The following is a 25,202-nucleotide window of genomic DNA, read 5'->3' on the forward strand; positions in this document are numbered from 1 at the left end:
ATGACAAAAAACTTGTATTGTGTAGTTGGCGAAAGTGGAAGTGGCAAAGATACAATTGTAAATTATATGTGTAATAGGTATGGTTATACAAAAGTTATATCTAATACCACTCGTCCAATGAGAACAAATGATGAAAATGATAAGTTAAATCATATATTCTCGAATGTTGAACAATATCAGAAAGATAAAGGGAATAATGAAGTAGTAGCAGAAACCTTTTTTAATGATAATTATTATTGGGCGACAAAAACACAAGTCGATAATTCTGATTTTTATATTATAGATATAAAAGGGTTAAAACATCTACAAGATACATATAGGGACAAAATGATCTTCGCTATATATGTGGAAACAAATGAAGCCACACGTAAACTTCGCATGGAAGAACGTGGGGATAGCGAAGAAAAGATTGAAGAAAGAATTAAAAACGACAAAGAAGCTTTTGTCGATGTTGATTACCAACATTGGGATTGTATCATAAGGAATTCAAGACATTCTGATTTGAGTGTGATTGCAATGAAGTTAAATGATGTGATTAAAAGCTTTGAGTCAAAGGAGGAATGATGTTGCAAGTTATTAAACGTAATTGCGAACAGGTCAATTTTGATAAATCAAAAATTTCAGATGCGATATTAAAGGCAATGAAAAATGGTTCAGGTATTGTTAAACCTAAAATTGCCGAAAGCATAGCATCAGAAATTGAAGATGAATGTAGAAACAAACAAGAAGTAAGTATATCTGATATAGAATCAATGGTATATGATAAGCTAATCACCAAAAAGCAAAGACTCACAGCAAAGGCATATGAAGGTTATAGAAGTATTCGAGAATTTCAAAGAGAAAATGAAAATACAACAGATGAAGAAATTACGGAACTATTAAACGGGAAAAGTGAATATTGGAATACAGAAAATTCAAACAAAAATTCAAAAGTTTTAAACACACAACGTGATTATATGGCGGGTATAGTCAGCAAGGATATTTCTCGTAGGTTTTTACTTCCGCCAGAAATAGTACAAGCTCATGACGAAGGGATAATTCATTTTCACGACATTGATTATTTTGGTATGAATGCAATGACAAATTGCTCATTAATTAATCTTGCAGATATGCTTCAAAACGGAACGTGTATCAATAAAGTAATGATTGAAAAACCGCACAGATTTATAACGGCTTGCACAATAGCAACACAAATTATTCTTGGAGTGACTTCAATGCAATATGGTGGTGCAACAATTACTTTGACACATTTAGCCCCATTTGTAAGAGATAGTTATGAGAAATACTATGATAAATATAAATCTTGGGGATTTAAAGAAGAAGATTGTAAAATGTTCGCTGAAAGAGATACTAAAAAGGAAGTGTCTGACGGAGTACAAACCTTTAACTATCAATGCAATAGCATGTCAAACTCAAATGGACAGAGTCCCTTTTTGTCAGTATTTATGTATTTAGGAGAAACTACTGAGTATAAAAAAGAACTTGCAATGATAATTGAAGAATTTTTAAAACAAAGATTGATGGGATTAAAAAATGAAGTAGGCGTTTATGTCACACAAGCGTTTCCGAAACTACTTTATGTCCTTGAAGAAGATAATATTCGTCCTGATTCTCCGTATTATTATTTGACAAAACTTGCGGCTAGATGTTCAGCCAAAAGAATGGTGCCGGATTATATTTCCGAAAAGAAAATGAAAGAATTAAAAGAAGGAAATTGCTTCCCAAATATGGGGTGTGTGGACGGCAAGGAACTTATTACATATAAAATCAAAGACAATTTATATGTGGAATCATTTGAAAGAATGTGGAGGAGATTATCAGATTCATTTCGCATTGAACATCAGTTTTCAAATGATAACCCAAATCTATATATGGATTTAAATGATGTTAAAATTTATGATACAGAAAAAGGATTTGTCACAGCCAAAAGAATTATTCGAAATATATCAAATGATTGGTTAGATATTAATTTTTCGAACGGAAGAAGGCTTTTGTGTACAACCGATCATGTATTGACATTAAGAAGTGGGAATAATGTTCAAGCTTCTAATTTAAAAATAGGAGACAAGTTACTAATTAATTCGAATCAATACACTGAAGAGACAATCTTATTCAATACGGATAAAGCATGGTTATTAGGTTTTATGCTTTGTGATGGGTGCTATCAAAATAATCATGTATTTGCTTCTATTGCAGCAAGCGATGAAGACGAAATTGAAGAAAAATTCAATACGGTCTTTACAAAATATTTCGGTTTGTCTACAAAAACAATATTACAACAACGAGGAATCAAGGGTACATATAAAGACTTATGTGCCATTGCTGATGAGAATAACGGATTACAATATGCAATAAATTATTTTACATCAAAATTTGAAGGAATAAATAAAGCGAATAGGCGAATTCCAAATGAAGTTTTCGCTTGGAATTATACTGCAAAATTAGCCTTTTTGGCAGGTATGATTGATGCGGATGGATATATTAATTCATTTAAAAAAGAAAAAGGATATTCAGTCGTACAAATTGGTTCTACGAACAAAGAGCTTGCATTAGGACAAATGGCTTTGGCACAGGCATTAGGAATGCCAGCAAAAATTTATCATAACCATTATACAAAGAAAAATCCTGATGCGATAAGATATAGAGTTGAATTTTATCCGTGTGATGAATTAATAAATTATATTGTTTGCAAGAAGAAATATGACAATTATATCGAATCTGAGATATCAGGATATAATTTTGAATCTGAAGTAACACAAATCAATCCTATCCATAAAACTATGTACAGTTATGATGTTACTACATCAAGTGAACATTTTGAGGTTAGTGGAATATATAGTCATAATTGTCGAAGTTTTCTTTCGCCGTACAAAAATGAAAATAACCAATATAAATTCTATGGAAGATTTAATCAGGGAGTAGTTACATTAAATCTTGTAGATGTGGCATTATCATCAGAAGGTGATTATGATAAATTCTGGGAGTTAATGGAACAAAGAACTGAATTGTGTCATAAAGCCTTATTATGTAGGCATAAACGATTAGAAGGAACACTTTCAGATGTTGCTCCAATTTTATGGCAATATGGAGCATTTGCTCGTTTGGGAAAGGGTGAAACAATAGATAAATTACTTCATAATGGTTATTCTAGTATCTCTCTTGGCTATGCAGGATTATATGAAAGTGTTAAATATATGACAGGTAAATCCCATATTGATTCAAAAGAAGGTCGTGATTTGGGAATACAAATTATGAAATTTATGAATGATAAATGTACTCAATGGAATAAAGAACATAATATTGGATTTTCAATTTATGGCTCACCGATTGAAAATACAACATATAAATTTGCAAAATGTTTAGAAAAACGATTTGGTATCATTGATGGAATAACAAATAAAAATTACATAACAAACTCTTACCACACATTTGTAAGAGAACCCATTAATGCATTTGATAAACTCGCAAAAGAATCGGAGTTTCAATCCTTATCTCTTGGTGGAGCAATATCTTATATTGAAACATCAGGGTTAGCCAACAATATTGATGCTGTATTAGAAGTTATGAATTTCATATACGATCATATTATGTATGCCGAACTTAATACTAAGTCAGATTATTGTCAAGTATGTGGATATGATGGAGAGATTCAAATTATTGACAAAGACGGAGAACTAATTTGGGAGTGCCCTAACTGTCATAATCGGAATAAAGATAAAATGAATGTTGCAAGGAGAACGTGTGGCTATATAGGAACTAATTTTTGGGGAAGAGGACGAACCCAAGAAATAAAAGAAAGATATGTTCACTTAGATGATATTGAGGAGGAAGAAAAATGAGATATGCCTCTATCCGCAATCTTGATATTTCAAATGGTGAAAACGTAGGAGTGTCTCTTTTTGTTCAAGGTTGTCCATTCCATTGTCATAATTGTTTCAATTCTAATACTTGGGATTTTAATGGCGGCAAGGAATGGACGCCACAAATAAAAGAACGATTTATACAATTGATTGATAGAGCATATATTAACAGAATATCTTTTTTAGGCGGGGAATGTTTAGCCGACCAAAATCTTCAAGAAGTCTATGAACTCATTAAAGAAATCCGAAACTTATTCCCAAATAAAACAATTTGGTTATATACGGGATATTCTTGGGAAAGTATTATGAATTATAAATCTTGTTCATCAGATGACTTTGATTATATAGAAGAAAGTTATGTTGATGGATTATATGAAATGCGAAAAAAGATTATTTCGTTATGTGACATTGTTGTAGACGGAGAATATATAGATGAGAAAAGAGATTTGACTCTTAAATGGCGAGGAAGTTCAAATCAAAGAGTAATTGATGTCAAACAAAGTCTCGCCCAAAACAAGATTGTTCTATATTGTGACTAAAATGACAGACATAAAAACATACAACAGAATCAAAGACTTCATAGAAAGTCAATTTAAAGTGTATCTTACTCCGTATCAAGAAATGCTTCTACATTATTATCTTGATACGGAAGTTCAAGATAAATTATCTTCACTTTATGAAGATAGAAAATAAGACCCCATATTAAAATGAGGTCTTATCAATCAATTATGGAGCTCTAACTCAGCGTTAACTGAAGCTCCACTGATTTTCACAGTTGCATTATGATAATGCAAAATGGTGCTGAGAACCATCCCTGTAAATCTGATAATGCCTTTGAGTACAACGACTGTTAGGGCAAAAACAAATATCATTATTGCTATTAAAGCAATAAGCTGTTCAGGGCTGTTACACTGCACTGCAATGTTCAAAACATCTGACATTCAGTATCCTCTCTTTCTGTATACACTTACAAAACGGATTATGCTGAAACGAAGATGTGGTTTCGTAGCGTATACAAATATATTATATCAAAATTTGGATATTGATGTCAATGTTGGAACATTCAAAGAACAACGTAAAGGATATATACCTGCTATATCCGAACGGGAGAAAGGAATTTAATGGTAGTAACGAAAGGAAAAAGAACCGTAAGTTTAGTTTTAGGAAGTTTATTTTTTGCGACAAGTATGATTAATTCATATGCAATGCCAAATATAAGCGAAAATGTGACGAATGACATAAGTGATGTATGGTCAGTTCACTATACAACACAAGTCATTGAGAAAGCATTAGAGCCAACTCCGTCACCAATACCTGAACCAACCCCAAGTCCTACACCGACGCCAACACCCTTAAATCAAAAAGCAGTAGAAACTGCAAAACAATATTTAGGCGTTCCATATGTATGGGGAGGAACAACATCAAGTGGGTTTGATTGTAGTGGACTTGTTCAATATGTCTATGGACAAATAGGTGTAAACATTAGCCGAACAACCTACACTCAAGTCAATGAAGGAAGATATGTGGCACGAGATGAATTGCTTGCTGGCGATTTAGTATTTTTCGGTGATAGCTCATCTCCACATCATGTAGGAATGTACATAGGAGACGGAATGATGATTCACGCTCCTCAAACAGGTGACGTAGTAAAAATTGCAAGCTTGTCAGCAAGAAGTGATTATGCTACGGCACGAAGAATAGTTGAATAAGACAGAAAGGAAGAATGATAAAAAATATGATAGCAACTTTTAATTCAATTCTTCTTATTATAGCTATTGCGTTGATACTGGTTCATTATTTTTTAGATAAACCAGAAGATAATCGGGATATAGCTATTTTTGGGAAAGTAAGCAAAGACCAATTTATAAACGATATGAAAGCCACTTTTGGTACAAAGTATGACTATCAACAGCTTTCAGACTATTATGACATTTTAAAGCCTCCTACAAGGGCTACAAAGGGCTCTGCTGGCTATGATTTTGAAAGTCCAATTTCATTTGAATTAAAGTCGGGTGAAACAATAAAAATACCGACAGGTATCAGAGCAGTAATAGATGAAAATTGGGTGTTGAAGATATATTCGAGAAGTAGTTTGGGATTTAAGTATCGCCTATGGTTGGACAACCTTACAGGAATAATCGACAGCGATTATTCAAACAGTGATAATGAAGGTCATATATTTATCAAAGTGACAAACAATTCGCTTGAAGATAAAATTGTAAGAATCAATCGTGGTGACAAATTTGCACAGGGCATTTTCGTGCAGTATGGAACTGTAATTGATGATGATGTCGTTGAAGCGAGAAACGGTGGTTTTGGAAGTACAAATAAGTAAATTATTTTATACAGTGAGTAGGGTGTAATTTGCATCCTACTTATTGTGCTACATAAAGAAAGGAATTAAATGGATAATAAGGGGCAAGAAACTATAGAATTGATATCGAGAGCAGAAGCAGCTCAGTATTTGAATATATGCTTATCAACTTTGGATAAGCTGATTAATGATAGAAAGTTCTACGGCAAAGTTAATATTGGACGTAGAGTGTTTATAGATAAAGGACAATTAAATAAATACATACAAGAAAATATGTATTAATTGGTCAAATCACTTGAAGATGTTATTATTGTGTGATATAATTGTAATCAAATAGTAATACAAATAAAGTGATTTGTTTTGCCAACGTGAAAAAGAGAAAAGGAGGAAAATAAAATGGCAAAACGATTCAACGGCGAAGGTAGTATAAGACAACGTACCAATGGCAGTTGGGAAGCAAGATATACTAATCCTATTACTAATAAGCAACAAAGTGTTTATGGTAAAACAAAACAAGAGGTTCAGAAAAAACTTAAAGAAAAATTACGTGAACTTGATGAAGTGAAAAAAGAGGAGGAATACAATCGAAACGGAGCAATTAACCCCAATAAAATAACATTGAATGAATGGTTCGATATTTATGTAAATAGATATAAAAAAGAAAGAGTAAAACCGCAGACATATGCTCAAATGATATCTCAATATAGAGTACATATAAAACCATATATAGGAGATAATAAATTAAGAGATATTAATGTTGGCGATATTACAGACGTTGTTAATATATTAAATAAAAAAGAACTATCTAACTATGTAATTAAAAATACAATATCTAGATTAAAATCGTGTTTTGAAACTGCATTAGAAGAGGACATTATTACAAAAAATCCAGTAAAATCAATTAATACAAATGGATTAGGAAAGTCAGCTAACATAAGAAGATCATTAACTAATGATGAATTATATTGGTTCTTCAGAGGATTAACCGAACATAGCATTCATGATAAGTTTTTATTTCAACTAATGTTAACAACTGGTATAAGGGTCGGGGAATTATCCGCTTTGAGATGGAAAAATGTTGATGAGGATTTTAAATTTATCACTATTGATTCAACTTTGACTCAATATTATAACGATAAAAAGGAATATATAGTTGAGTATTGCACTCCTAAAACAGATAGAATTAGGAAAATACCCATTAAAGATGATGTTCAAAGTTTGTTTAAACAACATAAAACAATACTAATGGAAAAATATCATGGAAGAAAAATGACATTAACGGACGAAGATTTTGTATTTCAAAAACCAATAAAAAAAGGAATGTCACAAGAAAAAGTTCAACGAATTATTGATAGTATAAGAAATTATCTTGACAAAGAATATGGAATAAAACTTGAACGTTTTACACCTCACTATTTTCGCCACACATTTGCAACTGTGGCTATTCATTCAGATATACCATCAATAGATATCCAGAAAATCGGAGGTTGGACTGACGGAGCAATGTTGTCAAAGGTGTATGCTCATAGTAACGAAGAATTAATGACAAATTCTATTAATAAACTAAACATCTCATTTTAAAATCGTTAGGGTATAATTAGGGTAAATTAAAAATAATCACATAAAATTATTAGGGTAAATGGCTTAAATATGCATATTAAAAATTTTTCTTGAAAATACAGTAGTATTATTATATAATAGTAATATTAATCTTATAGGAGTGAAAACGGATTGGAAAAAGAACTAAAACGTGTGTCGGTAGTGCCAATGCGTGGAATGGTTTTGTTCCCTCATATGACGCTTAATTTTGACGCGGCACGAGAAATGTCCATAAAAGCACTTGAAAGTGCTGCTGAAAATGATTCAATAGTATTCCTTGCGGCGCAAAAGGATTATACAATAGAACAACCGACTGTTGACGATATATACAGTATAGGTACGTTTGCGGTTATAAAACAGGTTATGCGTATGCCCGGCGGTATAACAAGAGTTATAGTAAAGGGATTGGAACGTGGAATTATTGAAAATTTCATTTCCGAAAAACCGTTTTTTGAGGCGGAAGTACAGGAATTTGACGATTTGTACGAAGAAAATCATCCTTTAAAACAGGCTTATATAAGACGGCTTAAAAAGTCTTACGAAGAATATTTCTCTCAAAATCCAAAACTTACAGCCGATAATTTTATGGCGGTTATGGGTATTGAGGAAATAGGCGAACTTTGTGATGTGATTGCCGCAAGTCTTGAAATTGACACAAAAGAAAAACAGGAAATTTTATCTGAATTTGATTCATATGACAGAGCGGAAAAACTTATAATTACAATACAAAATCAGCTTGAAGTATTGAAGTTGGAGCAACAGCTTGCACAGAAAGTCAAAGAAAGAATTGACAAAAATCAAAGAGAATATTTTTTGCGCGAGCAATTAAAAGTGATACAGGACGAACTTGGCGATACCGACGGCATAAAGGCGGAAGTAGAAGAATATAAGCAGAAAATAAACAAATTGAAAACCGTTAAGGATACGAAAGAAAAACTTATGAAAGAAGTTGACAGGTTTTCAAAGATGCCGCCGTCGTCGGCTGAAAGTTCGGTGATTAGAAATTATCTTGATACTGTTTTAAGCCTTCCTTGGAACAAGCTGTCAAAGGAAAGCTTTGATATTAAAAATGCTGAAAAGATATTAAATGAGGATCATTACGGACTTGAAAAGGTCAAGGAACGCGTGCTTGAATATCTTGCGGTAAGACAGAACACAAAAGGCAAAAACGGTACGATACTTTGCTTTGCGGGACCTCCGGGAGTGGGTAAAACGTCGGTTGCAAAGTCAATCGCACGTTCGCTCGGCAGAAAATATGTCAGAATATCTCTCGGCGGTATTCACGACGAATCAGATATAAGAGGTCACAGAAAGACTTACATAGGCGCTATGGAGGGCAGAATTATAGCGGCAATGAAAGAGGCAAAAACAAAAAATCCGCTTATTTTGCTTGACGAAATTGATAAAATGGGTGCGGATTATAAAGGTGATCCGTCAGCCGCACTTTTGGAAGTGCTTGACTATGAACAAAACGGAACATTCCGCGACCATTATATTGAAGTACCGTTTGATTTGTCACAGGTGTTGTTTATCACAACAGCAAATTCACTTGATACGGTTTCAAGACCGTTGCTTGACAGAATGGAAATCATTGAACTTTCGGGTTATACAAGCAATGAAAAATTCCATATTGCAAAGGATTATCTTGTGAAGAAATCTATGAAAAATAATGGACTTGATGACAATGATTTGACAATTTCAGATGACGCGATTGAGGCTGTAATCGGATATTACACTCGTGAGGCAGGCGTCAGAAAACTTGAACAGCAAATAGGTAAGATATGCCGTAAGGCGGTTAAGAAACTTCTTGAAAACACCGAAAGACCGATAGAGGTTACAAAGCAAAATCTTGAGGAATATCTCGGTAAGGAACGTTTCCATTTTGAAAAAATGAATGAGCAGGACGAAATAGGTGTTGCAAGAGGATTGGCTTGGACGTCGGTAGGCGGTGACACGCTGTCGATAGAAGTTAACGTTATGCCGGGAAGCGGAAAAGTCGAACTTACAGGTAAGCTCGGCGATGTTATGAAAGAAAGTGCAATGGCGGCAATCAGCTACATAAGAGCAAATTCACAAAAACTCGGTATTGCGGAAAATTTCCATAAAACAAAGGATATACATATTCACGTGCCGGAAGGCGCAGTACCGAAAGACGGTCCGTCAGCCGGAATAACAATGGCAACGGCAGTTGTATCGGCGCTTACAAAAAATCCTGTAAGAAACGATATTGCAATGACCGGTGAAATCACGCTTAGAGGCAGAGTTCTTCCGATAGGCGGTTTGAAAGAAAAGTCGCTTGCGGCATTCAGAGCAGGAATAACCGATATTATTATTCCGAACGAAAACAAAGCCGATATAGACGATGTCCCTAAGGAAGTAAGAAGCAAAATCAATTTCATACCTGTAAAGAGTATGGATACTGTACTTGAAAATGCTTTGAGATAAGTGAAGAAAGGAATGATATAAATTATGAATATACATAATGTTAGCCTTACAATTTCCGCAGTACGTCCAAACCAATACCCAACGACAGGTTATATGGAATTTGCATTTGCCGGACGTTCAAATGTCGGTAAATCTTCGATGATAAATAAATTGCTTAACAGAAAATCGCTGGCGAGAGTATCGGGTACACCGGGTAAAACAATTACGATTAATTTTTATAATATCGACGATACAATTTATCTTGTTGACTTGCCGGGTTACGGATATGCACAGCGTTCAAAGTCCGAAACTGAAAAGTGGGGCAAGATGATGGAGGATTATCTTGCAAACCGTGAACCGCTTGTGCAGACGATATTGCTTGTTGACAGCCGTCATAAGCCGACTAAGGACGATATAACAATGGCAAATTGGATTCGCCATTATCATACGAATTTGATAGTTGTTGCAACAAAAATGGATAAGCTTAAAAAGAGAGATATTGAGCCGAATCTTCAAAGAATTTGGGAAACTCTTGAAATGGGCGAAGATGATATTCTTGTACCGTTTTCAACACAAGATGATGAAGGCAAATATACTGTATGGGATATGATTGAAATGATGCGTGCAGGTGAGCTTTATTACAGTGATGATGAAGAAAGCGAAGAAACAGAAGAATAAAATAGAGATATAATTCTATTGAAATGCCACCCCTCAGTCAACTGCGTTGACAGCTCCCCTCGATGGGAGCCTAAAAGACTCTCCTTGAGGAGAGGCGTCACGAAGTGACGGAGCGGTGTCGATTATCAGTATTCACTATAGTTTGTAGGGGCGATCATTGGTCGCCCAAAACGGAGTATCAGATAAGAGGGAATAGAGAAAAGATAACAGATGGAAAGTAGGGGACGTCGAGGTCGCAATTTACTGCGATTGGCACACTTGACAACCCACAAAATACACATCACACAAAAAACGGAACTGAGATGTTCCGTTTTTTTACGGAAACAAATGGAACAAAATTGAATTATTTAACGTCTAAATAAATATAAATATACAAAAGGAGGACGAGGAATTGAAGAAAATATTAGCAATTATAGTATTGCTTTGTGCATTGGGGGTAAGTGCATCGGCGGCAGATATGACATTTACGCCTGAAGGTGAAGGCAAGTGGATTTACTGCAACAATCCCGAAGCAATCAGAAATCAAGACTTAATGAACAGTGACGACAATCCGCCGTCATATATTATGAACAACGAAAATCTTGAACCGGATTTATATGACTTTCTTATTTGTCATATAAATTACACTGACAGTAACGGCGGTTACGGTGCAGGATATGAAATTGAAGTTGATGTTGAACTTACAGCTGTTGAGGACAGTGAAATAACTATAAACAAAGCCTTTTTTGAGGCTGTTGAGGACGAGTCGTTTATATTCAGTGACGGAACGTGGTCAAAAGAAACAAACAAATTCGGTTGCATTAACGGACTTGCGTCAATGCTTGGTGTAAACCTGTCACAATTAAACGGTGCTTGGTTATACGAGGCAAAGCCATATGAGCCTGTAACTGTTGAACTGAAAAAAGGCGAAACAATATGGCTCAGCGACTATATGGACGATTACACAAGTATCGGCTATCACAAGCCGTCACAGATACTTGGAGAATTATCACTTAATTACGGCAAAATGAATTTTAATGTTGCGGCATTCAAAACGGGTGATGAACTAAAGGACAGAAGCAGTTTTGACCCGAATGCAAAGTTCGGAAAATATTCATACACAAGAACGGAAAAAGGTATTGCCGATTCACTTCCAAAGGTTAATGTTGACCTTGAATATACTATTGACAATACATACAAAGACGGTGAGTATATAAAAAACAAAGTATTTAATCAATATCAGCCTGACGGCTATGTTACGGACGCGTGGTGCACCAATCTTAATCCGCAGGACGATATTTGGTCGAAAGATATATCTGTACAGTCGGACTTGCTTACTTTGACATACAAAGATGATTCAAAACTTGATTATTACGGCTCTAATGTAAAGGAAAAAGAAAAAAATAATTTATGGATATGGGATCCGTATCACAGTGATACCGCGGAATATCCGGGTGCGTCAACTTGGTACAACAGAGAGGACTATGTTCCCAATTATGAACTTTCCGTTAAACGCAGTAATCAAGGCTACGGTTGCAGTATGGGCAACTATTGCGTAACAGAGGCATATAATTTAAAAGTTAAGAACGTAACGAATAAAGATAAGTATTTTGAATACGTTGCCGAAACTTCGTCCAATATTGCGGTGTATGTTGAGGACGAAAACGGCAAGCACAGCGGTCTTTTGAAAGACGAGTCAAGTCCTGCTAAAAAAGATACAATGGCAAGTGTATTAATTCCGGCAAACAGTGAAAAGGAATTTTCGATTAATATGGTATTGCCTATAAATTACGTCGGCGGTATAAGAAATTCATTCAGAGTATGCAATGAAAGTCATATTGATAAGTATTACGAAGATTATGTCGATGAACCGAGAGCAGAGCAAGGACCGATTACAACAGGTGTCTTGGCATCGGAAGTAAGGGACGAATTGCCGCAGGAAGTAAAGGATATTATAAACGGTAATTATGACAGTTACGAACTTTTGAAAACAAATACCGGATATATGTTAAGATGGATTGAATGGGACGGCTGTCCTTATTACTACACTTCAGAGTGGGGCAAGGTAAAGACAATTTACTATCTTGACAAAAATTATAAAATAAAAGATAAGTATGAATTTGATAAACTTATTCAGCTTGCCGTTTATTATGACGGATATTACTATGTTGAGGACGCAGACGGAAACAGATTTAAGTCGGCAGACGGTCAGAAGTGGGAGAACTATAATCATCGTATGCCGCTTGCAAATATAACATTCAATAAATCAAAGCCGTCAAAGTGGGCAGAAAAAGAAGTTAAGAGAGCGTATTCGCTTGATGTTGCACCGTACAGATACAAAGATACACTTGTGTATACGGACAATATGACGCGTGAAAAGTTCTGCATAATTCTTGCAAATATGCTAAAGGCAAAGGATAAATTGCCGACAGAGCAGAATGTCAAATTCAGCGATACAACAAGAAAAGAAGTTTCGCTTTTGGGTACGGCAGGAATTATAAGCGGTTATGAGGACGGTACATTTAAACCTAATAATTCGATTACGCGTGAAGAGGCGTCGATGCTTTTGTATAAGACAGCACAGTATATGGGGTATAACGATTTCTATGAGGATTACAAATTGTCGGATTATAAGTATGCCGATGATGAAGAAATAGGCGAGTGGGCAAAAGAGGCTGTTTATCAGATGAACAAAGCCGAGATAATGACAGGTATGGGCGATGATATGTTCTCACCTAAATCAAATTATACAAATGAACAGTCAATCTCAACTATTATGAGATTATACGATTTGCAGAATAAACCTAAATCAACACCAACGCCAACTTTAGCTCCGATACCTGAGCCGACAGAAGTACCGACAACAGAGGAAACAGACATTCCTGAAACAGACGGCGGAGAAACAACAGTTCAAGAAAATTAACAAAAAAGTATCCTCAACAGAGGATACTTTTTTTGAGAGAAGATATATTTTATTATTTTAATTGAAGTCTGATTCTGTCGGCAACCATTGCGATAAATTCTGAATTTGTCGGCTTGCCTTTGCCTGTGTGGATTGTGTAGCCGAAAATTTCATTCATAACCTCAGGCTTACCTCTGCTCCAAGCGACTTCTATTGAGTGGCGGATTGCACGTTCTACACGGCTGGCGGTGGTATTATATGCCTTTGCAATTTCGGGATAAAGCTGTTTAGTGATGAAGTTTAACAGGTCCATATTTTCAACAACCATCATTATTGCACTTCGGATATATTGATAACCCTTAATATGTGCCGGAACACCAAGCTCGTGAATGAAGTCTGTAACGATAGTTTCAAGGTCTGTTTCTTCGGCTTTTTGAGCTGTTATATTGTGTGAAAGCGGTATTGCGCTAACCATAGGAACAGATGTTAAATCTTGAATAACTTCGTATACACGTTCGTTGCTTTGCGGTTTTAAAAGACAGTAGTCTATTAAAGGACTTACTGACGCAGCCATTTTAATTGCTATTGATGAAACGGAATAAACTATGATTTTAGGCTTTTTATCAAATGTCAAAGTCTGCATACGCTTTAAAACTCCTATACCGTCAAGTTTCGGCATTACAAGGTCAAGAATTATAACGTCGGGTCTGGTTTGAGAAATAAGAGTGTAAGCCTCTTCACCGTCTGTTGCAATAGCCGTTACTGTCATATTAGGCTTTGCACCTATGTATGATGATAATTCCTTTGCTAAATCTTCGTTGTCATCTGCTATTAGTACAGAGATATTGTTGTTCATAAGTAAGTCCTCCTATTGTATAAAGTTAATATGATGTCTACTATTTGTAAATGTTTTCCATTACGTAAAGTATATTACCATAAAATGTTAATAAAATCAAGAGATTTTTCAAAAAAATTCCAAAAAATTTTAAAATATATTTTTTTAATGCCGTAAATACTGTAAAATACAACAAAAAAAGATGTCAAAACTTTTTGTTTTGACATCTCCTATATGGGGATATGTGATTAATCTTTGTAATATAATGCTCGAAGTGAGTTTAAAATCGCAAGCAATGATACACCTACATCAGCGAAAATTGCAAGCCACATTGTGCTTATGCCAAGTACGCTTAAAATCATAACAAGAACTTTAACGCCGATAGCAAATACAATGTTTTGGATTATAACCGACATAGTTTTTGCGGAGATTTTAGATGCTTTGGCAATTTTGGAAGGTTCATCAGTCATAAGAACAACGTCAGCCGCCTCGATTGCACTGTCCGAACCGATACCGCCCATAGCAATACCGACGTCCGAACGCATAAGTACGGGTGCGTCGTTAATTCCGTCACCGACGAATGCAACATTCTTTTTATGATTTTTAGAAGAAAGGATTTCTTCAAGTTTTGAAACCTTATCCTGTGGCAACAACTGCGAATAAACTTTATCAATACCAATCTGCTCTGCGGTATAATCGGCGTTTTTCTTTACGTCGCCGGTAAGCATAACAGATTTGATATTAAGCTGTTTCAATGCTGAAATTGCAGCTTTACTGTCAGCTTTGATTTCATCAGATATAACGATATATCCGGCAAATTTTCCGTCAACTGCAATGTATATAATACTTCCGATGTGTGATTTTGCTTTTTCATGAGAGATATTGTTGCTCTCAAGAAGTCTGCCGTTACCGGCTAAAACTTTATGACCGTCTATATCTGCACTGATACCCATACCGGAAATTTCTGTGTAGTTTGAGATTTTTGCAGTGTCAACGGTGTTTTTGTAAGCATTTTTAACCGATACTGCGATAGGGTGTGTTGAGTAAAATTCAGCATAAGCGGCATATTTTATAAGTTCGTCTTTGTCGATAACAGAATATACGTCTTTTACGGCGAATACACCTTTTGTAAGAGTACCTGTTTTGTCAAATACGACAGTATCAAGTTTAGCAAGCTTTTCGATGAAGTTACTGCCCTTAACAAGAATACCGTTCTTTGACGCACAACCGATACCGGCAAAGAAACCAAGCGGAATTGATACAACCAATGCACAAGGGCAAGAAACCACAAGGAACATAAGTCCGCGATATATCCAAGTTCTGAAATCTCCGAGAAACATGGGAGGAACGAACATAACTATTACCGCAAGTGCAACGACAATCGGTGTATAGTATTTAGCAAATACGGAAATAAATTTTTCCGATTTTGCTTTTTTGCTTTGAGCGTGTTCAACCATATCAAGAATTTTTGAAACGGTACTTTCGCCGTATGTTTTTTCTACTTTAATATATATAGGTGAGCCTGTATTCAAACTTCCGCTCAATACAGTATCACCAGTAACAGCCTTACGCGGTACGCTTTCGCCTGTAAGTGCTTTTGTATCAAGATATGTTTCGCCCGAAGTTATTGTACCGTCAAGAGGAATTTTTTCGCCCGGTTTTACAATTATAATATCTCCGATTGAAATTTCAGACGGAGAAACTTTTGTAATCGTGCCGTTTACTTCTGTATTGGCATAGTCGGGACGAATATCCATAAGTTCCGTAATTGAATTACGGCTCTTTTGTGCCGCACGTTCCTGCAATGCCTCGCCGACTTGATAGAACAGCATTACGGCAACTGCTTCAGGGTGTTCACCGACAGCAAATGCACCGATACTTGCTATACTCATTAAGAAGTTTTCGTTGAATAAGTGTCCTTTGAATATGTTTTTAATCGCATTCCAAACTATATCATAGCCAAGAACAATATAAGCGACTACAAATAAAATATCTGATATCAATGGGGAAGAAAGTACGTTTTCTGTTACGATACCTGCCGCAAAAAGTATTGCACCGGCTATAAGTCTTATAGTAAGAACTTTTTCATCTTCCTCTCCATGTTCGCAACCGCATCCGCAGCCACAGCCATGTTCGTGATGATCGTGACCGCAACCGCAATGGTCTTCATGCTCGTGATGATTGTCGTGACCGCAACCGCAGCGGTCATCATGCTCATGATGATGTTCATGTCCGCAGCTACAATGAGCCTCGTGCTCGTGTTTATGATGATCGTGACCGCAACCACAATGGTCCTCGTGTTCATGATGATGTTCATGTTTTTCACAACAGACATCTTTATTATCTTCCGCAATATTACTATCGTTATTTTTTTTCATATCTGCACCTCCATACTTGAATATATGAATAACTGTTCATATATTCATTATACGGTATACTATATCATTTGTCAATAGTTTTATTCAAAAAATAAAAATAATACTTAAAAATATGTTTTTATACCGCAAAACAGCGGTGCTTCCGAAAAAGCACCGCTGTTTGCCACTGATATTTTGAAAGTGGAGTTGATGTAAGATTAGTTGTTGCACATACAAGTAACGATAACGATAATAATAAGAACCCAAATAATCATATCAAGATCAAAATCGCAACCGCCTCTTTGACAACCGTTTCCACAACATTCGCCCATTGTGAGTGCCTCCTTTCAATGTTTTGTAATATATATTATGACTAATATATTAATTTTGCACATTGTCCCATATTTTACTTGAATTTTTCTTCAAAATGGGTTAGAATAGTAGTAGTGATATTTTCTTGGGGAGGTAAATCTTTTGGATAAGAAGAAAATTGACAGAATAAATGAACTTGCGAAAAAGGCAAGAAGTTCCGATGGGTTGACGCCTGAGGAAATGACGGAGCGTGCAAAGCTCCGTGAAGAATATCTTAATGCCATACGTCAGAATTTCAAACAGACGCTTGACAATATTGAAATAATTGATAAAGGAGAATAAAAAATGTCACTAATAATTCCCGAAAACTATAAATCAAATCTTAACGGACGCGAAACGGAAAAAGCAATTAAATTTATAAAGGATACATTTCAGCATGAAATAATTTCTGCACTTAATTTGCAGAGAATTTCAGCACCGTTATTTGTACGTCCCGAAACAGGTCTTAACGATAATCTTAACGGAGTTGAACGTCCTGTAAGTTTTGATGCACCTTGTATCGGCGGTGCTACACTTGAAATTGTTCATTCACTTGCAAAGTGGAAGAGAATGACTCTCGGCAGATACGGTTTTAATCCGGGTGAGGGCTTGTATACAGATATGAACGCCATAAGACGTGATGAGGAAGTGGACAATCTTCACTCTATGTACGTTGACCAATGGGACTGGGAGGCTGTTATAAATAAGTCAGACAGAACTGTTGAAACTTTAAAGAGTTTTGTAGAACGTATATATACCGCTATGAAGTCGACTCAAAGCAGAGTATGCCAAAAGTTCAGCGGTATTGAAAATAATTTCCCTGAGGAAATTACATTTATAACAACGCAAGAACTTGAGGATATGTACCCTGATCTTGAACCGAAAGAAAGAGAAAATAAACTTCTTCGCGAAAAGAAAGCGGTATTCCTAATGCAAATCGGTAAAGAATTGAAGTCGGGTCAAAGACACGACGGCAGAGCTCCGGATTATGACGATTGGGAGCTTAACGGTGATATTCTTGTTTATTATCCTGTTCTTGATATGGCTTACGAACTTTCAAGCATGGGTATCAGAGTTGACGAAGATTCACTTCTTTCGCAAATTAAGATTGCAGGCTGTGAGGACAGACTTGAACTTGATTTCCATAAGAAACTTCTTAATAAGGAACTTCCTTATACAATCGGCGGCGGTATCGGTCAGTCAAGATTGTGTATGTATATGCTTGGTAAGGCTCATATCGGCGAAGTACAGGCATCTGTATGGCCGGACGATATGCGTAAGACTTGCGAAGAAAAAGGAATAAAGCTACTATAATAAGCCTCTCCTTAAGGGGAGGTGCCTAAAAGGCGAAGCGGTGGCACAGAGCTACTATATTTAATAACTATTGAAAGGATCATTATTTAGATTATGAAAACAGTTGTAAAAGACTTGTTCAGAAAACAGGATGAGTTTGGGGGAAAAGAAATAACAGTATCGGGTTGGATAAGAAACATAAGAATTTCAAAGAATTTCGGTTTTATCGAATTAAATGACGGTACATTTTTTAAGAATTTGCAGATAGTAATTGAGTCGGATAAACTTGATAACTTTGCGGAACTTTCAAAGCTAAACATTGCAGCTGCAATTACGGCAACAGGTACACTTGTACTTACACCGGACGCAAAACAGCCGTTTGAATTAAAGGCTGAAAACGTTGTAATCGACGGTGAATCTACACCGGATTATCCGTTACAGAAGAAAAGACACAGCTTTGAATATTTGCGTACAGTCGCTCATTTAAGACCGCGTACAAATACATTCTCGGCAGTGTTCAGAGTGCGTTCAATGATTGCGTATGCAATTCACCAATTCTTCCAGGAGAGAGGATTTGTATACGTTCATACTCCGATTATCACTGCAAGTGACTGCGAGGGTGCGGGCGAAATGTTCCAAGTTACAACACTTGATTTGAACAACGTCCCTAAGAATGATGACGGAACTGTTGATTATTCACAGGACTTCTTCGGCAAACAGGCAAACCTTACGGTAAGCGGTCAGCTTAATGTTGAAACATACTGTATGGCATTTAGAAATGTTTACACATTCGGTCCTACATTCAGAGCCGAAAATTCAAATACAACACGTCATGCGGCTGAATTTTGGATGATTGAGCCTGAAATCGCATTCGCAGATCTAAAAGACGATATGGAACTTGCAGAGGATATGCTAAAGTATATCATTAACTATTGTCTTGAAAATGCTCCCGAAGAAATGCAGTTCTTCAATCAATTTATCGACAAGGAACTTCTTGACCGTCTAAACCACGTTGTAAACAGTGAGTTTGCTCATGTAACATATACAGAGGCTGTAAATATACTTATCGAAGATTCAAAAGCCGGTAAGGTTAAGTTTGACAATAAGGTGGAATGGGGCTGCGATTTACAGACAGAACACGAAAGATACCTTACAGAACAGGTATTTAAGCGTCCGTTGTTTGTAACAGATTATCCGAAGGAAATCAAGGCTTTCTATATGAAACTTAACGATGACCAAAAGACGGTTGCGGCTATGGACTTGCTTGTTCCGGGCGTCGGAGAAATCATCGGCGGAAGCCAGAGAGAAGAAAATTACGACGTACTTGTTGAAAGAATGAAAGAACTTGGTCTTAAGGAAGAAGATTATAATTTCTATCTTGACCTTCGCAGATACGGAACAAACAAACACGCAGGTTTCGGTCTTGGCTTTGAAAGAGCTGTTATGTATATTACAGGTGTTTCTAACATTCGTGACGTACTTCCGTTCCCAAGAACAGTCGGTACTGCCGAATATTAATCAAGACAAAACTATAGCGGTTTTGACTACTATTTTAAGAGGCTGCTTGCAGCCTCTTGATTTTTATAAAGAAAGGTACGATTTTTATGAATTTAATTGCAGTTCTTATTGCACTTGCTATAATTATTGTAGCGTTTAAGTTTAATGTATTTCTTGGAATAGCCGTTGCGATTGTGGCTATAGGTGTGGGAATATATAATTTTTTGCCGACCTATTATGCGATAAACGGCAACAAAGCATTTGAAATCGGTGACGAGGACCGTGCGAGAGAGTGGTATAAAAAGGCGTGTGAAACGGGCAGAGCAAATGTAAAGTTGAAATCGTCTTACGCATATGTGCTTTTACGTACAGGTTATGCCGACGAAGCGGAAAAAGTTCTTGATCCGATTATAAGAGTAAAAGGGCTTGCACCGGAAAAAAAGAATTTGGCAAAGCAACAAAGATGTATGGTTTACTATAAGCAAGGCAGACTTGACGAGGCGATTGAGGATGCACAGTCAATGATGAACGAAGGTTACAGAAATTCAAGTATTTACGGTATGCTTGGCTATTTTAAATTACTTAGAAACGATGACCTTGACGAAACAACAAAACTTTGTGAAGAAGCTTATGATTACAACAGTGATGACAGGGACATAAAAGATAATCTTTCAATTTGTTATTTCAGAAAAGGCGAATATGAAAAAGCAGAAAAAATATCTGATGAACTTGTCGGGTCGGCACCTAACTTTGTCGAGGGCTTTTATCACGGCATACAGATTGCAATGAAACTTAACAAGTACGATAAAGCCGCAGAATATGCCGAAAAGCTGAAAGAATGTAAGCGTTCGGGAATGACAACGGTTACGGAGGAAGAAGTTAATAAGCTTATACAAGAGGTAAAGAATCACAATGAAAACACCATTGGCTGATAGAATACGTCCAAAGACGCTTGATGAAGTTGTCGGACAAAAGCACCTTATAGGTGAAGGAAAAATTTTAAGAAACATAATCGAAAATGACGAAGTACCGAATATGATATTTTACGGTCCGAGCGGAGTCGGTAAAACTACCATTGCAAACATAATCGCTCAAAAAACGGGTAAAACTTTGCATAGACTTAATGCGACAACTGCGTCCGTTGCGGATATAAAAAATATTGTATCAACGCTTGATAGCTTTTTGGCAATGGACGGAGTACTGCTGTACCTTGACGAAATACAGCATTTTAATAAGAAACAACAACAGTCTTTGCTTGAATTTATGGAAAACGGCAAGATAACGCTTATCGCAAGTACAACGGAAAATCCGTATTTTTATGTGTATAATGCGGTGCTTTCGAGAAGTGTTGTATTTGAATTCAAACAGATTGAGCCGAGCGAGATTGAAAAGGCACTTGAAAGAGCGGTTGAAGAATTAAAAGAGTCGGATTATAAAGGCTTTGACGTAACCGTTGACAAAGACGCAATACGGCATATGGCACACGTTTCAAACGGAGATGTGAGAAAGGCTTTAAATTCGCTTGAAGTTGCATTTATTGCAACACCGCCAAACAAAGATAAAAAAATACACATATCGCTTGACACGGCGGTACAGGCAACGCAAAAAAAAGCTATGCGTTACGACCGTGACGGTGACAGCCATTATGATATTTTAAGTGCGTTTCAAAAATCAATAAGAGGTTCAGATCCGGATGCGGCAGTTCATTATCTTGCAAGACTTGTTTCGGCAGGTGATTTGCCGAGCATTTGCCGCAGACTTTTGGTTATTTCGGCAGAGGATATAGGACTTGCATATCCACAGGCTATATCGGTCGTGAAAGCTTGTGTTGACAGTGCGTTGCAGCTTGGTTTCCCTGAGGCGAGAATACCGCTTGCGGAGGCTGTTATTTTACTTGCAACCGCACCGAAATCAAATTCGGCAATAATGGCGATAGACAGTGCGTTGAGTGATATTGAGAGTATGGATACGGGCGATATACCGGAACATCTGAAAGATTCGCATTACGGCGGAGCAAAAAAACTCGGTCACGGAACAGAGTACAAATATCCGCACAGTTATGAAAATCATTATGTCAAACAGCAATATTTGCCTAATAACATTAGGGACACTAAATATTACGATTTTGGGGACAATAAAACCGAACAGTCGGCAAAAGTTTATTGGGACAGAATAAAGAAAGGAAATTGATTTATGAAAGACGGATTTGTAAGATGTGCAAGCGCAACTGTTGATATAAAGGTTGCGGACACCGATTATAATACATCAAATATAATAAAGGCAATCGAAGACGCGGCTCAAAATGATATAAAGCTTATAGTATTTCCGGAACTTTGCATAACGGGATATACTTGCGGTGATTTGTTTTTGCAGAAAATATTGATTGACAGTGCAAAAGACAGCTTAATCAAAATAGCAAAAGCAACCGAAAATGTTGATATAACCGCCGTTGTCGGACTTCCGTACGTTGCGGAGCAGACACTTTATAATTGTGCCGCAGTGGTAAACGGGGGACACATAAAAGGTCTTGTTCCGAAACTCAATATTCCTAACTATGCTGAATTTTATGAGGTAAGACACTTCACGACCGGTAAAAATGAAGTGACATATGTGAATATAAACGGTGAAGAAGTGCCGTTCGGTGCGAATATATTATTTAAAACAGATGCGTGTGAAGATTTTGTTCTTGCGGTTGAAATTTGCGAGGATTTGTGGACGGCTATGCCGCCGTCGGTCAACCACGCACTTGCAGGTGCAACGATTATAGCAAATATTTCTGCGAGCAACGAAGTTATTGCAAAAGATGAATACCGCGAAATGCTTGTAAAAAGTCAGTCTGCAAAACTTTACTGCGGTTATATTTATTCCGATGCGGGATACGGCGAATCAACGACTGACCTTGTATTCGCAGGTGATAATATGATTGCCGAAAACGGCACGATTTTGGCAAGAAGTAAAAGATTTAACAACGAATGTGTATATACCGAGCTTGATTTGGAAAGACTTGTAGGTGAGAGAAAAAAGAGCAATACCTATAATATAGTCGGCAGTGAAAAATATGTGAGTGTAAAACTTGATATGAATATCGGGGACACTAAAATAACACGTTATGTCGATAAACAGCCGTTCGTTCCGTCAGACGACAAAAAACGTGAAAAACGCAGTGAAGAAATCCTTTCAATTCAGTCACTGGGACTTAAAAAGCGACTTGACCATACACATGCCAAAACGGCTGTTGTGGGTGTAAGCGGAGGACTTGACTCTACACTTGCACTTTTGGTAACCGTGCGTGCGTTTGACAGTCTTAATATTGACAGGAAAAATATAATTGCGGTAACAATGCCGTGTTTCGGTACAACGGACAGAACGTATAACAATGCGGTTAATTTTGCAAATTCGCTTGGTGTTACATTAAAAGAAGTAAATATCAAAGCGGCGGTAAATCAGCATTTTGCGGATATAGAACACGATCCGAATGTATATGACGTCACATATGAAAATTCTCAGGCGAGAGAAAGAACTCAAATTCTTATGGATGTTGCAAACAAAAGCGGCGGCTTGGTAATCGGTACCGGTGATATGTCCGAGCTTGCACTCGGCTGGGCAACGTATAACGGCGACCATATGTCGATGTACGGCGTTAATGCGGGTGTTCCGAAAACACTTATTCGCTACCTTGTCGATTATGAGGCTAAACGTACAAATAACGATATATTGAAGAAAACATTACAGGACATATTGGATACACCTGTAAGTCCCGAACTTCTTCCGCCGAAAGACGGAAAAATATCCCAAAAGACCGAACACATTGTCGGTCCGTATGAACTTCACGATTTCTTTTTGTATCATCTTATGCGTTTTGGTTCAAAGCCGTCAAAGATACTGAGATTGGCTGAAGTTGCGTTTGATGGGATATATGACAGAGAAGTTATACTTGAATGGTTAAAGGTATTTTACAGAAGATTTTTCGCACAGCAATTCAAACGTTCGTGCCTGCCTGACGGTCCGAAAGTAGGAAGTGTTGCTCTTTCTCCGAGAGGCGATTGGCGAATGCCGTCTGACGCCTCATATCAAATTTGGGCGAAGGAGCTTGAAACACTTTAACGCCCTATTCTATGGAGGGATTTCGGTGTCAAAGAGTAAAGTTTGTTTGATTTTATCGGCATTTATTTACGGATTTGCACCGATACTGGCTAAATTTGCATACAAAAGCGGAGCAAACGGAATTACGCTTACTTTTTTGCGTACATTCCTAATGCTGCCGCTTTTATTTTTTATAATGATTTTCAGAAAGGTGTCGTTTAAACTTACAAAAAAAGAGCTTATAGATATAATTCTACTTGGTGTGGTTGGCGGTTCATTTTCAATGATTTCACTTTATGCCGCATATGACTATATCTCAACAGGACTTGCAACGACGCTCCATTTTATATATCCGCTTATAATCGTAATAACTTCGGCGGTAGTGTACAAAGAAAAAATCAAGAAGATAAAACTTCTTGCGGTTATGCTTGTTACGCTCGGAATGTTTATGTTTGTTGACCTTAATAATACAGCCGATAAAATCGGCGTGATACTTGCGATTTTGTCGGGAATATTTTATAGCTTTTATGTCGTTTATATGTATCGTTCCAAACTTGACGAAATGGACTATATAAAACTTACGTTTTATCTTATGATTATTATGAGTATCGGCACATATATTTTCGGTTTGACAACTGATAGCTTGGTGTTTGCGGAAATGGATTATAAAGCATGGATACTGTCGGTGGCTATATCACTTATTATAACGCTTGGAGCAGTGCCGCTTTTTCAAGTGGGAGTACGCTGTGAGGGTGCGTCAACCGCGGGGATAGTATCAGCATTTGAACCGATTACTTCAATAATACTCGGTGCGATATTCCTGGGCGAAACAATGGGATTGGTGCAGTATATCGGCGGTGGTTTGATAATTTTGGGTGTGGTATTGGCAGAAAAGTATGGATAATTTATGAATAAACATTAGATAAGACAATCTCTGATTACATTGGTTGTCTTTATTTTTGCCAAATGCCTTGATTTTTTTCTGTGTTTGTGTAATAATACATATTGGATAATAATGCGGAGATAAAAA

The 25,202-nt window shown here is 36.7% G+C and carries 21 protein-coding genes and 1 pseudogene; 19 read left to right on the forward strand and 3 right to left on the reverse strand.

Annotated elements, in window-relative coordinates:
- From LKE05_RS04600 to LKE05_RS04620, 5 genes and pseudogenes are all read left to right on the forward strand, one after another.
- Positions 1-564 carry an AAA family ATPase gene (locus LKE05_RS04600; protein ID WP_308456098.1) on the forward strand — a complete coding sequence of 188 codons (564 nt, stop codon included), beginning with the start codon at positions 1-3 and terminating at the stop codon, positions 562-564.
- Positions 564-2,615, forward strand: a pseudogene (gene nrdD, locus LKE05_RS04605) (anaerobic ribonucleoside-triphosphate reductase); the annotation flags it as partial. The gene LKE05_RS04600 and the pseudogene nrdD (LKE05_RS04605), both read left to right, overlap by 1 nt.
- Before the next feature lie 165 nt (positions 2,616-2,780).
- Positions 2,781-3,839, forward strand: a complete 1,059-nt coding sequence (gene nrdD / locus LKE05_RS04610) for an anaerobic ribonucleoside-triphosphate reductase (protein WP_349164578.1) — start codon at positions 2,781-2,783, stop codon at positions 3,837-3,839.
- A complete protein-coding gene (locus LKE05_RS04615) occupies positions 3,836-4,399 on the forward strand; it encodes a 4Fe-4S cluster-binding domain-containing protein (protein ID WP_308456099.1) in 564 nt (187 codons plus the stop codon). The genes nrdD (LKE05_RS04610) and LKE05_RS04615 overlap by 4 nt, the downstream gene beginning before the upstream one ends.
- Position 4,400: 1 nt before the next feature.
- Positions 4,401-4,553: a hypothetical protein gene (locus LKE05_RS04620; RefSeq protein WP_308456100.1), complete on the forward strand. Its 153-nt coding sequence runs from the start codon at positions 4,401-4,403 to the stop codon at positions 4,551-4,553.
- Between the two features lie 29 nt (positions 4,554-4,582).
- Here the strand turns inward: LKE05_RS04620 and LKE05_RS04625 are convergent, their stop codons facing one another.
- A complete protein-coding gene (locus tag LKE05_RS04625; RefSeq protein WP_117968664.1) occupies positions 4,583-4,801 on the reverse strand; it encodes a hypothetical protein in 219 nt (72 codons plus the stop codon).
- Positions 4,802-5,047: 246 nt separating this feature from the next.
- Between LKE05_RS04625 and LKE05_RS14070 the strand changes: the two genes are divergently transcribed.
- From LKE05_RS14070 to LKE05_RS04660, 7 genes are all read left to right on the forward strand, one after another.
- Positions 5,048-5,569, forward strand: a complete 522-nt coding sequence (locus LKE05_RS14070) for a C40 family peptidase (protein WP_349164528.1) — start codon at positions 5,048-5,050, stop codon at positions 5,567-5,569.
- Between the two features lie 26 nt (positions 5,570-5,595).
- Complete coding sequence (locus tag LKE05_RS04635; protein ID WP_349164530.1) at positions 5,596-6,195, forward strand: dCTP deaminase/dUTPase family protein; 600 nt, start codon at positions 5,596-5,598, stop codon at positions 6,193-6,195.
- A gap of 69 nt (positions 6,196-6,264) precedes the next feature.
- Positions 6,265-6,456, forward strand: a complete 192-nt coding sequence (locus tag LKE05_RS04640) for a helix-turn-helix domain-containing protein (RefSeq protein WP_308456101.1) — start codon at positions 6,265-6,267, stop codon at positions 6,454-6,456.
- Between the two features lie 114 nt (positions 6,457-6,570).
- On the forward strand, positions 6,571-7,755 hold the full coding sequence (locus LKE05_RS04645; protein WP_308456102.1) for a tyrosine-type recombinase/integrase: 1,185 nt from the start codon (positions 6,571-6,573) through the stop codon (positions 7,753-7,755).
- Between the two features lie 150 nt (positions 7,756-7,905).
- Positions 7,906-10,218 carry an endopeptidase La gene (lon, locus tag LKE05_RS04650; protein ID WP_308456103.1) on the forward strand — a complete coding sequence of 771 codons (2,313 nt, stop codon included), beginning with the start codon at positions 7,906-7,908 and terminating at the stop codon, positions 10,216-10,218.
- Between the two features lie 24 nt (positions 10,219-10,242).
- Positions 10,243-10,875 carry a ribosome biogenesis GTP-binding protein YihA/YsxC gene (yihA, locus tag LKE05_RS04655; RefSeq protein ID WP_308456104.1) on the forward strand — a complete coding sequence of 211 codons (633 nt, stop codon included), beginning with the start codon at positions 10,243-10,245 and terminating at the stop codon, positions 10,873-10,875.
- Between the two features lie 391 nt (positions 10,876-11,266).
- Positions 11,267-13,777, forward strand: coding sequence for an S-layer homology domain-containing protein (locus LKE05_RS04660; protein ID WP_308456105.1), 2,511 nt, complete (start codon positions 11,267-11,269; stop codon positions 13,775-13,777).
- Between the two features lie 52 nt (positions 13,778-13,829).
- On the opposite strand, the gene spo0A is transcribed toward LKE05_RS04660, so the two are convergent.
- Positions 13,830-14,612, reverse strand: a complete 783-nt coding sequence (gene spo0A, locus LKE05_RS04665) for a sporulation transcription factor Spo0A (RefSeq protein WP_022230750.1) — start codon at positions 14,610-14,612, stop codon at positions 13,830-13,832.
- Positions 14,613-14,839: 227 nt separating this feature from the next.
- Positions 14,840-16,969, reverse strand: coding sequence for a heavy metal translocating P-type ATPase (locus LKE05_RS04670; RefSeq protein WP_308456106.1), 2,130 nt, complete (start codon positions 16,967-16,969; stop codon positions 14,840-14,842).
- 453 nt (positions 16,970-17,422) lie between these two features.
- Between LKE05_RS04670 and LKE05_RS04675 the strand changes: the two genes are divergently transcribed.
- The 7 genes from LKE05_RS04675 (at position 17,423) to LKE05_RS04705 (ending at position 25,076) form a co-directional block, all read left to right on the forward strand.
- Positions 17,423-17,602 carry a DUF896 domain-containing protein gene (locus LKE05_RS04675; protein ID WP_022230753.1) on the forward strand — a complete coding sequence of 60 codons (180 nt, stop codon included), beginning with the start codon at positions 17,423-17,425 and terminating at the stop codon, positions 17,600-17,602.
- Between the two features lie 3 nt (positions 17,603-17,605).
- On the forward strand, positions 17,606-18,613 hold the full coding sequence (asnA, locus tag LKE05_RS04680; protein ID WP_147513679.1) for an aspartate--ammonia ligase: 1,008 nt from the start codon (positions 17,606-17,608) through the stop codon (positions 18,611-18,613).
- Positions 18,614-18,706: 93 nt separating this feature from the next.
- The gene (asnS, locus tag LKE05_RS04685) at positions 18,707-20,110 is read left to right on the forward strand and encodes an asparagine--tRNA ligase (protein WP_147513680.1); all 1,404 of its coding nucleotides are present in this window, start codon (positions 18,707-18,709) and stop codon (positions 20,108-20,110) included.
- Between the two features lie 86 nt (positions 20,111-20,196).
- Positions 20,197-21,021: a tetratricopeptide repeat protein gene (locus LKE05_RS04690; RefSeq protein ID WP_022230756.1), complete on the forward strand. Its 825-nt coding sequence runs from the start codon at positions 20,197-20,199 to the stop codon at positions 21,019-21,021.
- Positions 21,002-22,279 (forward strand): replication-associated recombination protein A, encoded by a 1,278-nt coding sequence (locus LKE05_RS04695; protein ID WP_308456107.1) that lies wholly within the window; start codon positions 21,002-21,004, stop codon positions 22,277-22,279. The genes LKE05_RS04690 and LKE05_RS04695 overlap by 20 nt, the downstream gene beginning before the upstream one ends.
- Positions 22,280-22,282: 3 nt before the next feature.
- The gene (locus LKE05_RS04700; protein WP_308456108.1) at positions 22,283-24,193 is read left to right on the forward strand and encodes an NAD(+) synthase; all 1,911 of its coding nucleotides are present in this window, start codon (positions 22,283-22,285) and stop codon (positions 24,191-24,193) included.
- 25 nt (positions 24,194-24,218) lie between these two features.
- Positions 24,219-25,076, forward strand: a complete 858-nt coding sequence (locus tag LKE05_RS04705; RefSeq protein WP_308456109.1) for a DMT family transporter — start codon at positions 24,219-24,221, stop codon at positions 25,074-25,076.
- Positions 25,077-25,202: the final 126 nt, after the last annotated feature.

Origin of the sequence: Hominilimicola fabiformis (genome assembly GCF_020687385.1) — a bacterium.
Taxonomy (GTDB): Bacteria; Bacillota; Clostridia; order UBA1381; family UBA1381; genus Hominilimicola; species Hominilimicola fabiformis.

Coding starts and splice junctions, on each gene's coding strand:
- LKE05_RS04600 (WP_308456098.1), top strand. CDS start 1: ATGACAAAAAACTTGTATTGTGTAGTTGGCGAAAGTGGAAGTGGCAAA.
- nrdD (WP_349164578.1), top strand. CDS start 2,781: ATGTACAGTTATGATGTTACTACATCAAGTGAACATTTTGAGGTTAGT.
- LKE05_RS04615 (WP_308456099.1), top strand. CDS start 3,836: ATGAGATATGCCTCTATCCGCAATCTTGATATTTCAAATGGTGAAAAC.
- LKE05_RS04620 (WP_308456100.1), top strand. CDS start 4,401: ATGACAGACATAAAAACATACAACAGAATCAAAGACTTCATAGAAAGT.
- LKE05_RS04625 (WP_117968664.1), bottom strand. CDS start 4,801: ATGTCAGATGTTTTGAACATTGCAGTGCAGTGTAACAGCCCTGAACAG.
- LKE05_RS14070 (WP_349164528.1), top strand. CDS start 5,048: ATGATTAATTCATATGCAATGCCAAATATAAGCGAAAATGTGACGAAT.
- LKE05_RS04635 (WP_349164530.1), top strand. CDS start 5,596: ATGATAGCAACTTTTAATTCAATTCTTCTTATTATAGCTATTGCGTTG.
- LKE05_RS04640 (WP_308456101.1), top strand. CDS start 6,265: ATGGATAATAAGGGGCAAGAAACTATAGAATTGATATCGAGAGCAGAA.
- LKE05_RS04645 (WP_308456102.1), top strand. CDS start 6,571: ATGGCAAAACGATTCAACGGCGAAGGTAGTATAAGACAACGTACCAAT.
- yihA (WP_308456104.1), top strand. CDS start 10,243: ATGAATATACATAATGTTAGCCTTACAATTTCCGCAGTACGTCCAAAC.
- spo0A (WP_022230750.1), bottom strand. CDS start 14,612: ATGAACAACAATATCTCTGTACTAATAGCAGATGACAACGAAGATTTA.
- LKE05_RS04670 (WP_308456106.1), bottom strand. CDS start 16,969: ATGAAAAAAAATAACGATAGTAATATTGCGGAAGATAATAAAGATGTC.
- asnA (WP_147513679.1), top strand. CDS start 17,606: ATGTCACTAATAATTCCCGAAAACTATAAATCAAATCTTAACGGACGC.
- asnS (WP_147513680.1), top strand. CDS start 18,707: ATGAAAACAGTTGTAAAAGACTTGTTCAGAAAACAGGATGAGTTTGGG.
- LKE05_RS04690 (WP_022230756.1), top strand. CDS start 20,197: ATGAATTTAATTGCAGTTCTTATTGCACTTGCTATAATTATTGTAGCG.
- LKE05_RS04695 (WP_308456107.1), top strand. CDS start 21,002: ATGAAAACACCATTGGCTGATAGAATACGTCCAAAGACGCTTGATGAA.
- LKE05_RS04700 (WP_308456108.1), top strand. CDS start 22,283: ATGAAAGACGGATTTGTAAGATGTGCAAGCGCAACTGTTGATATAAAG.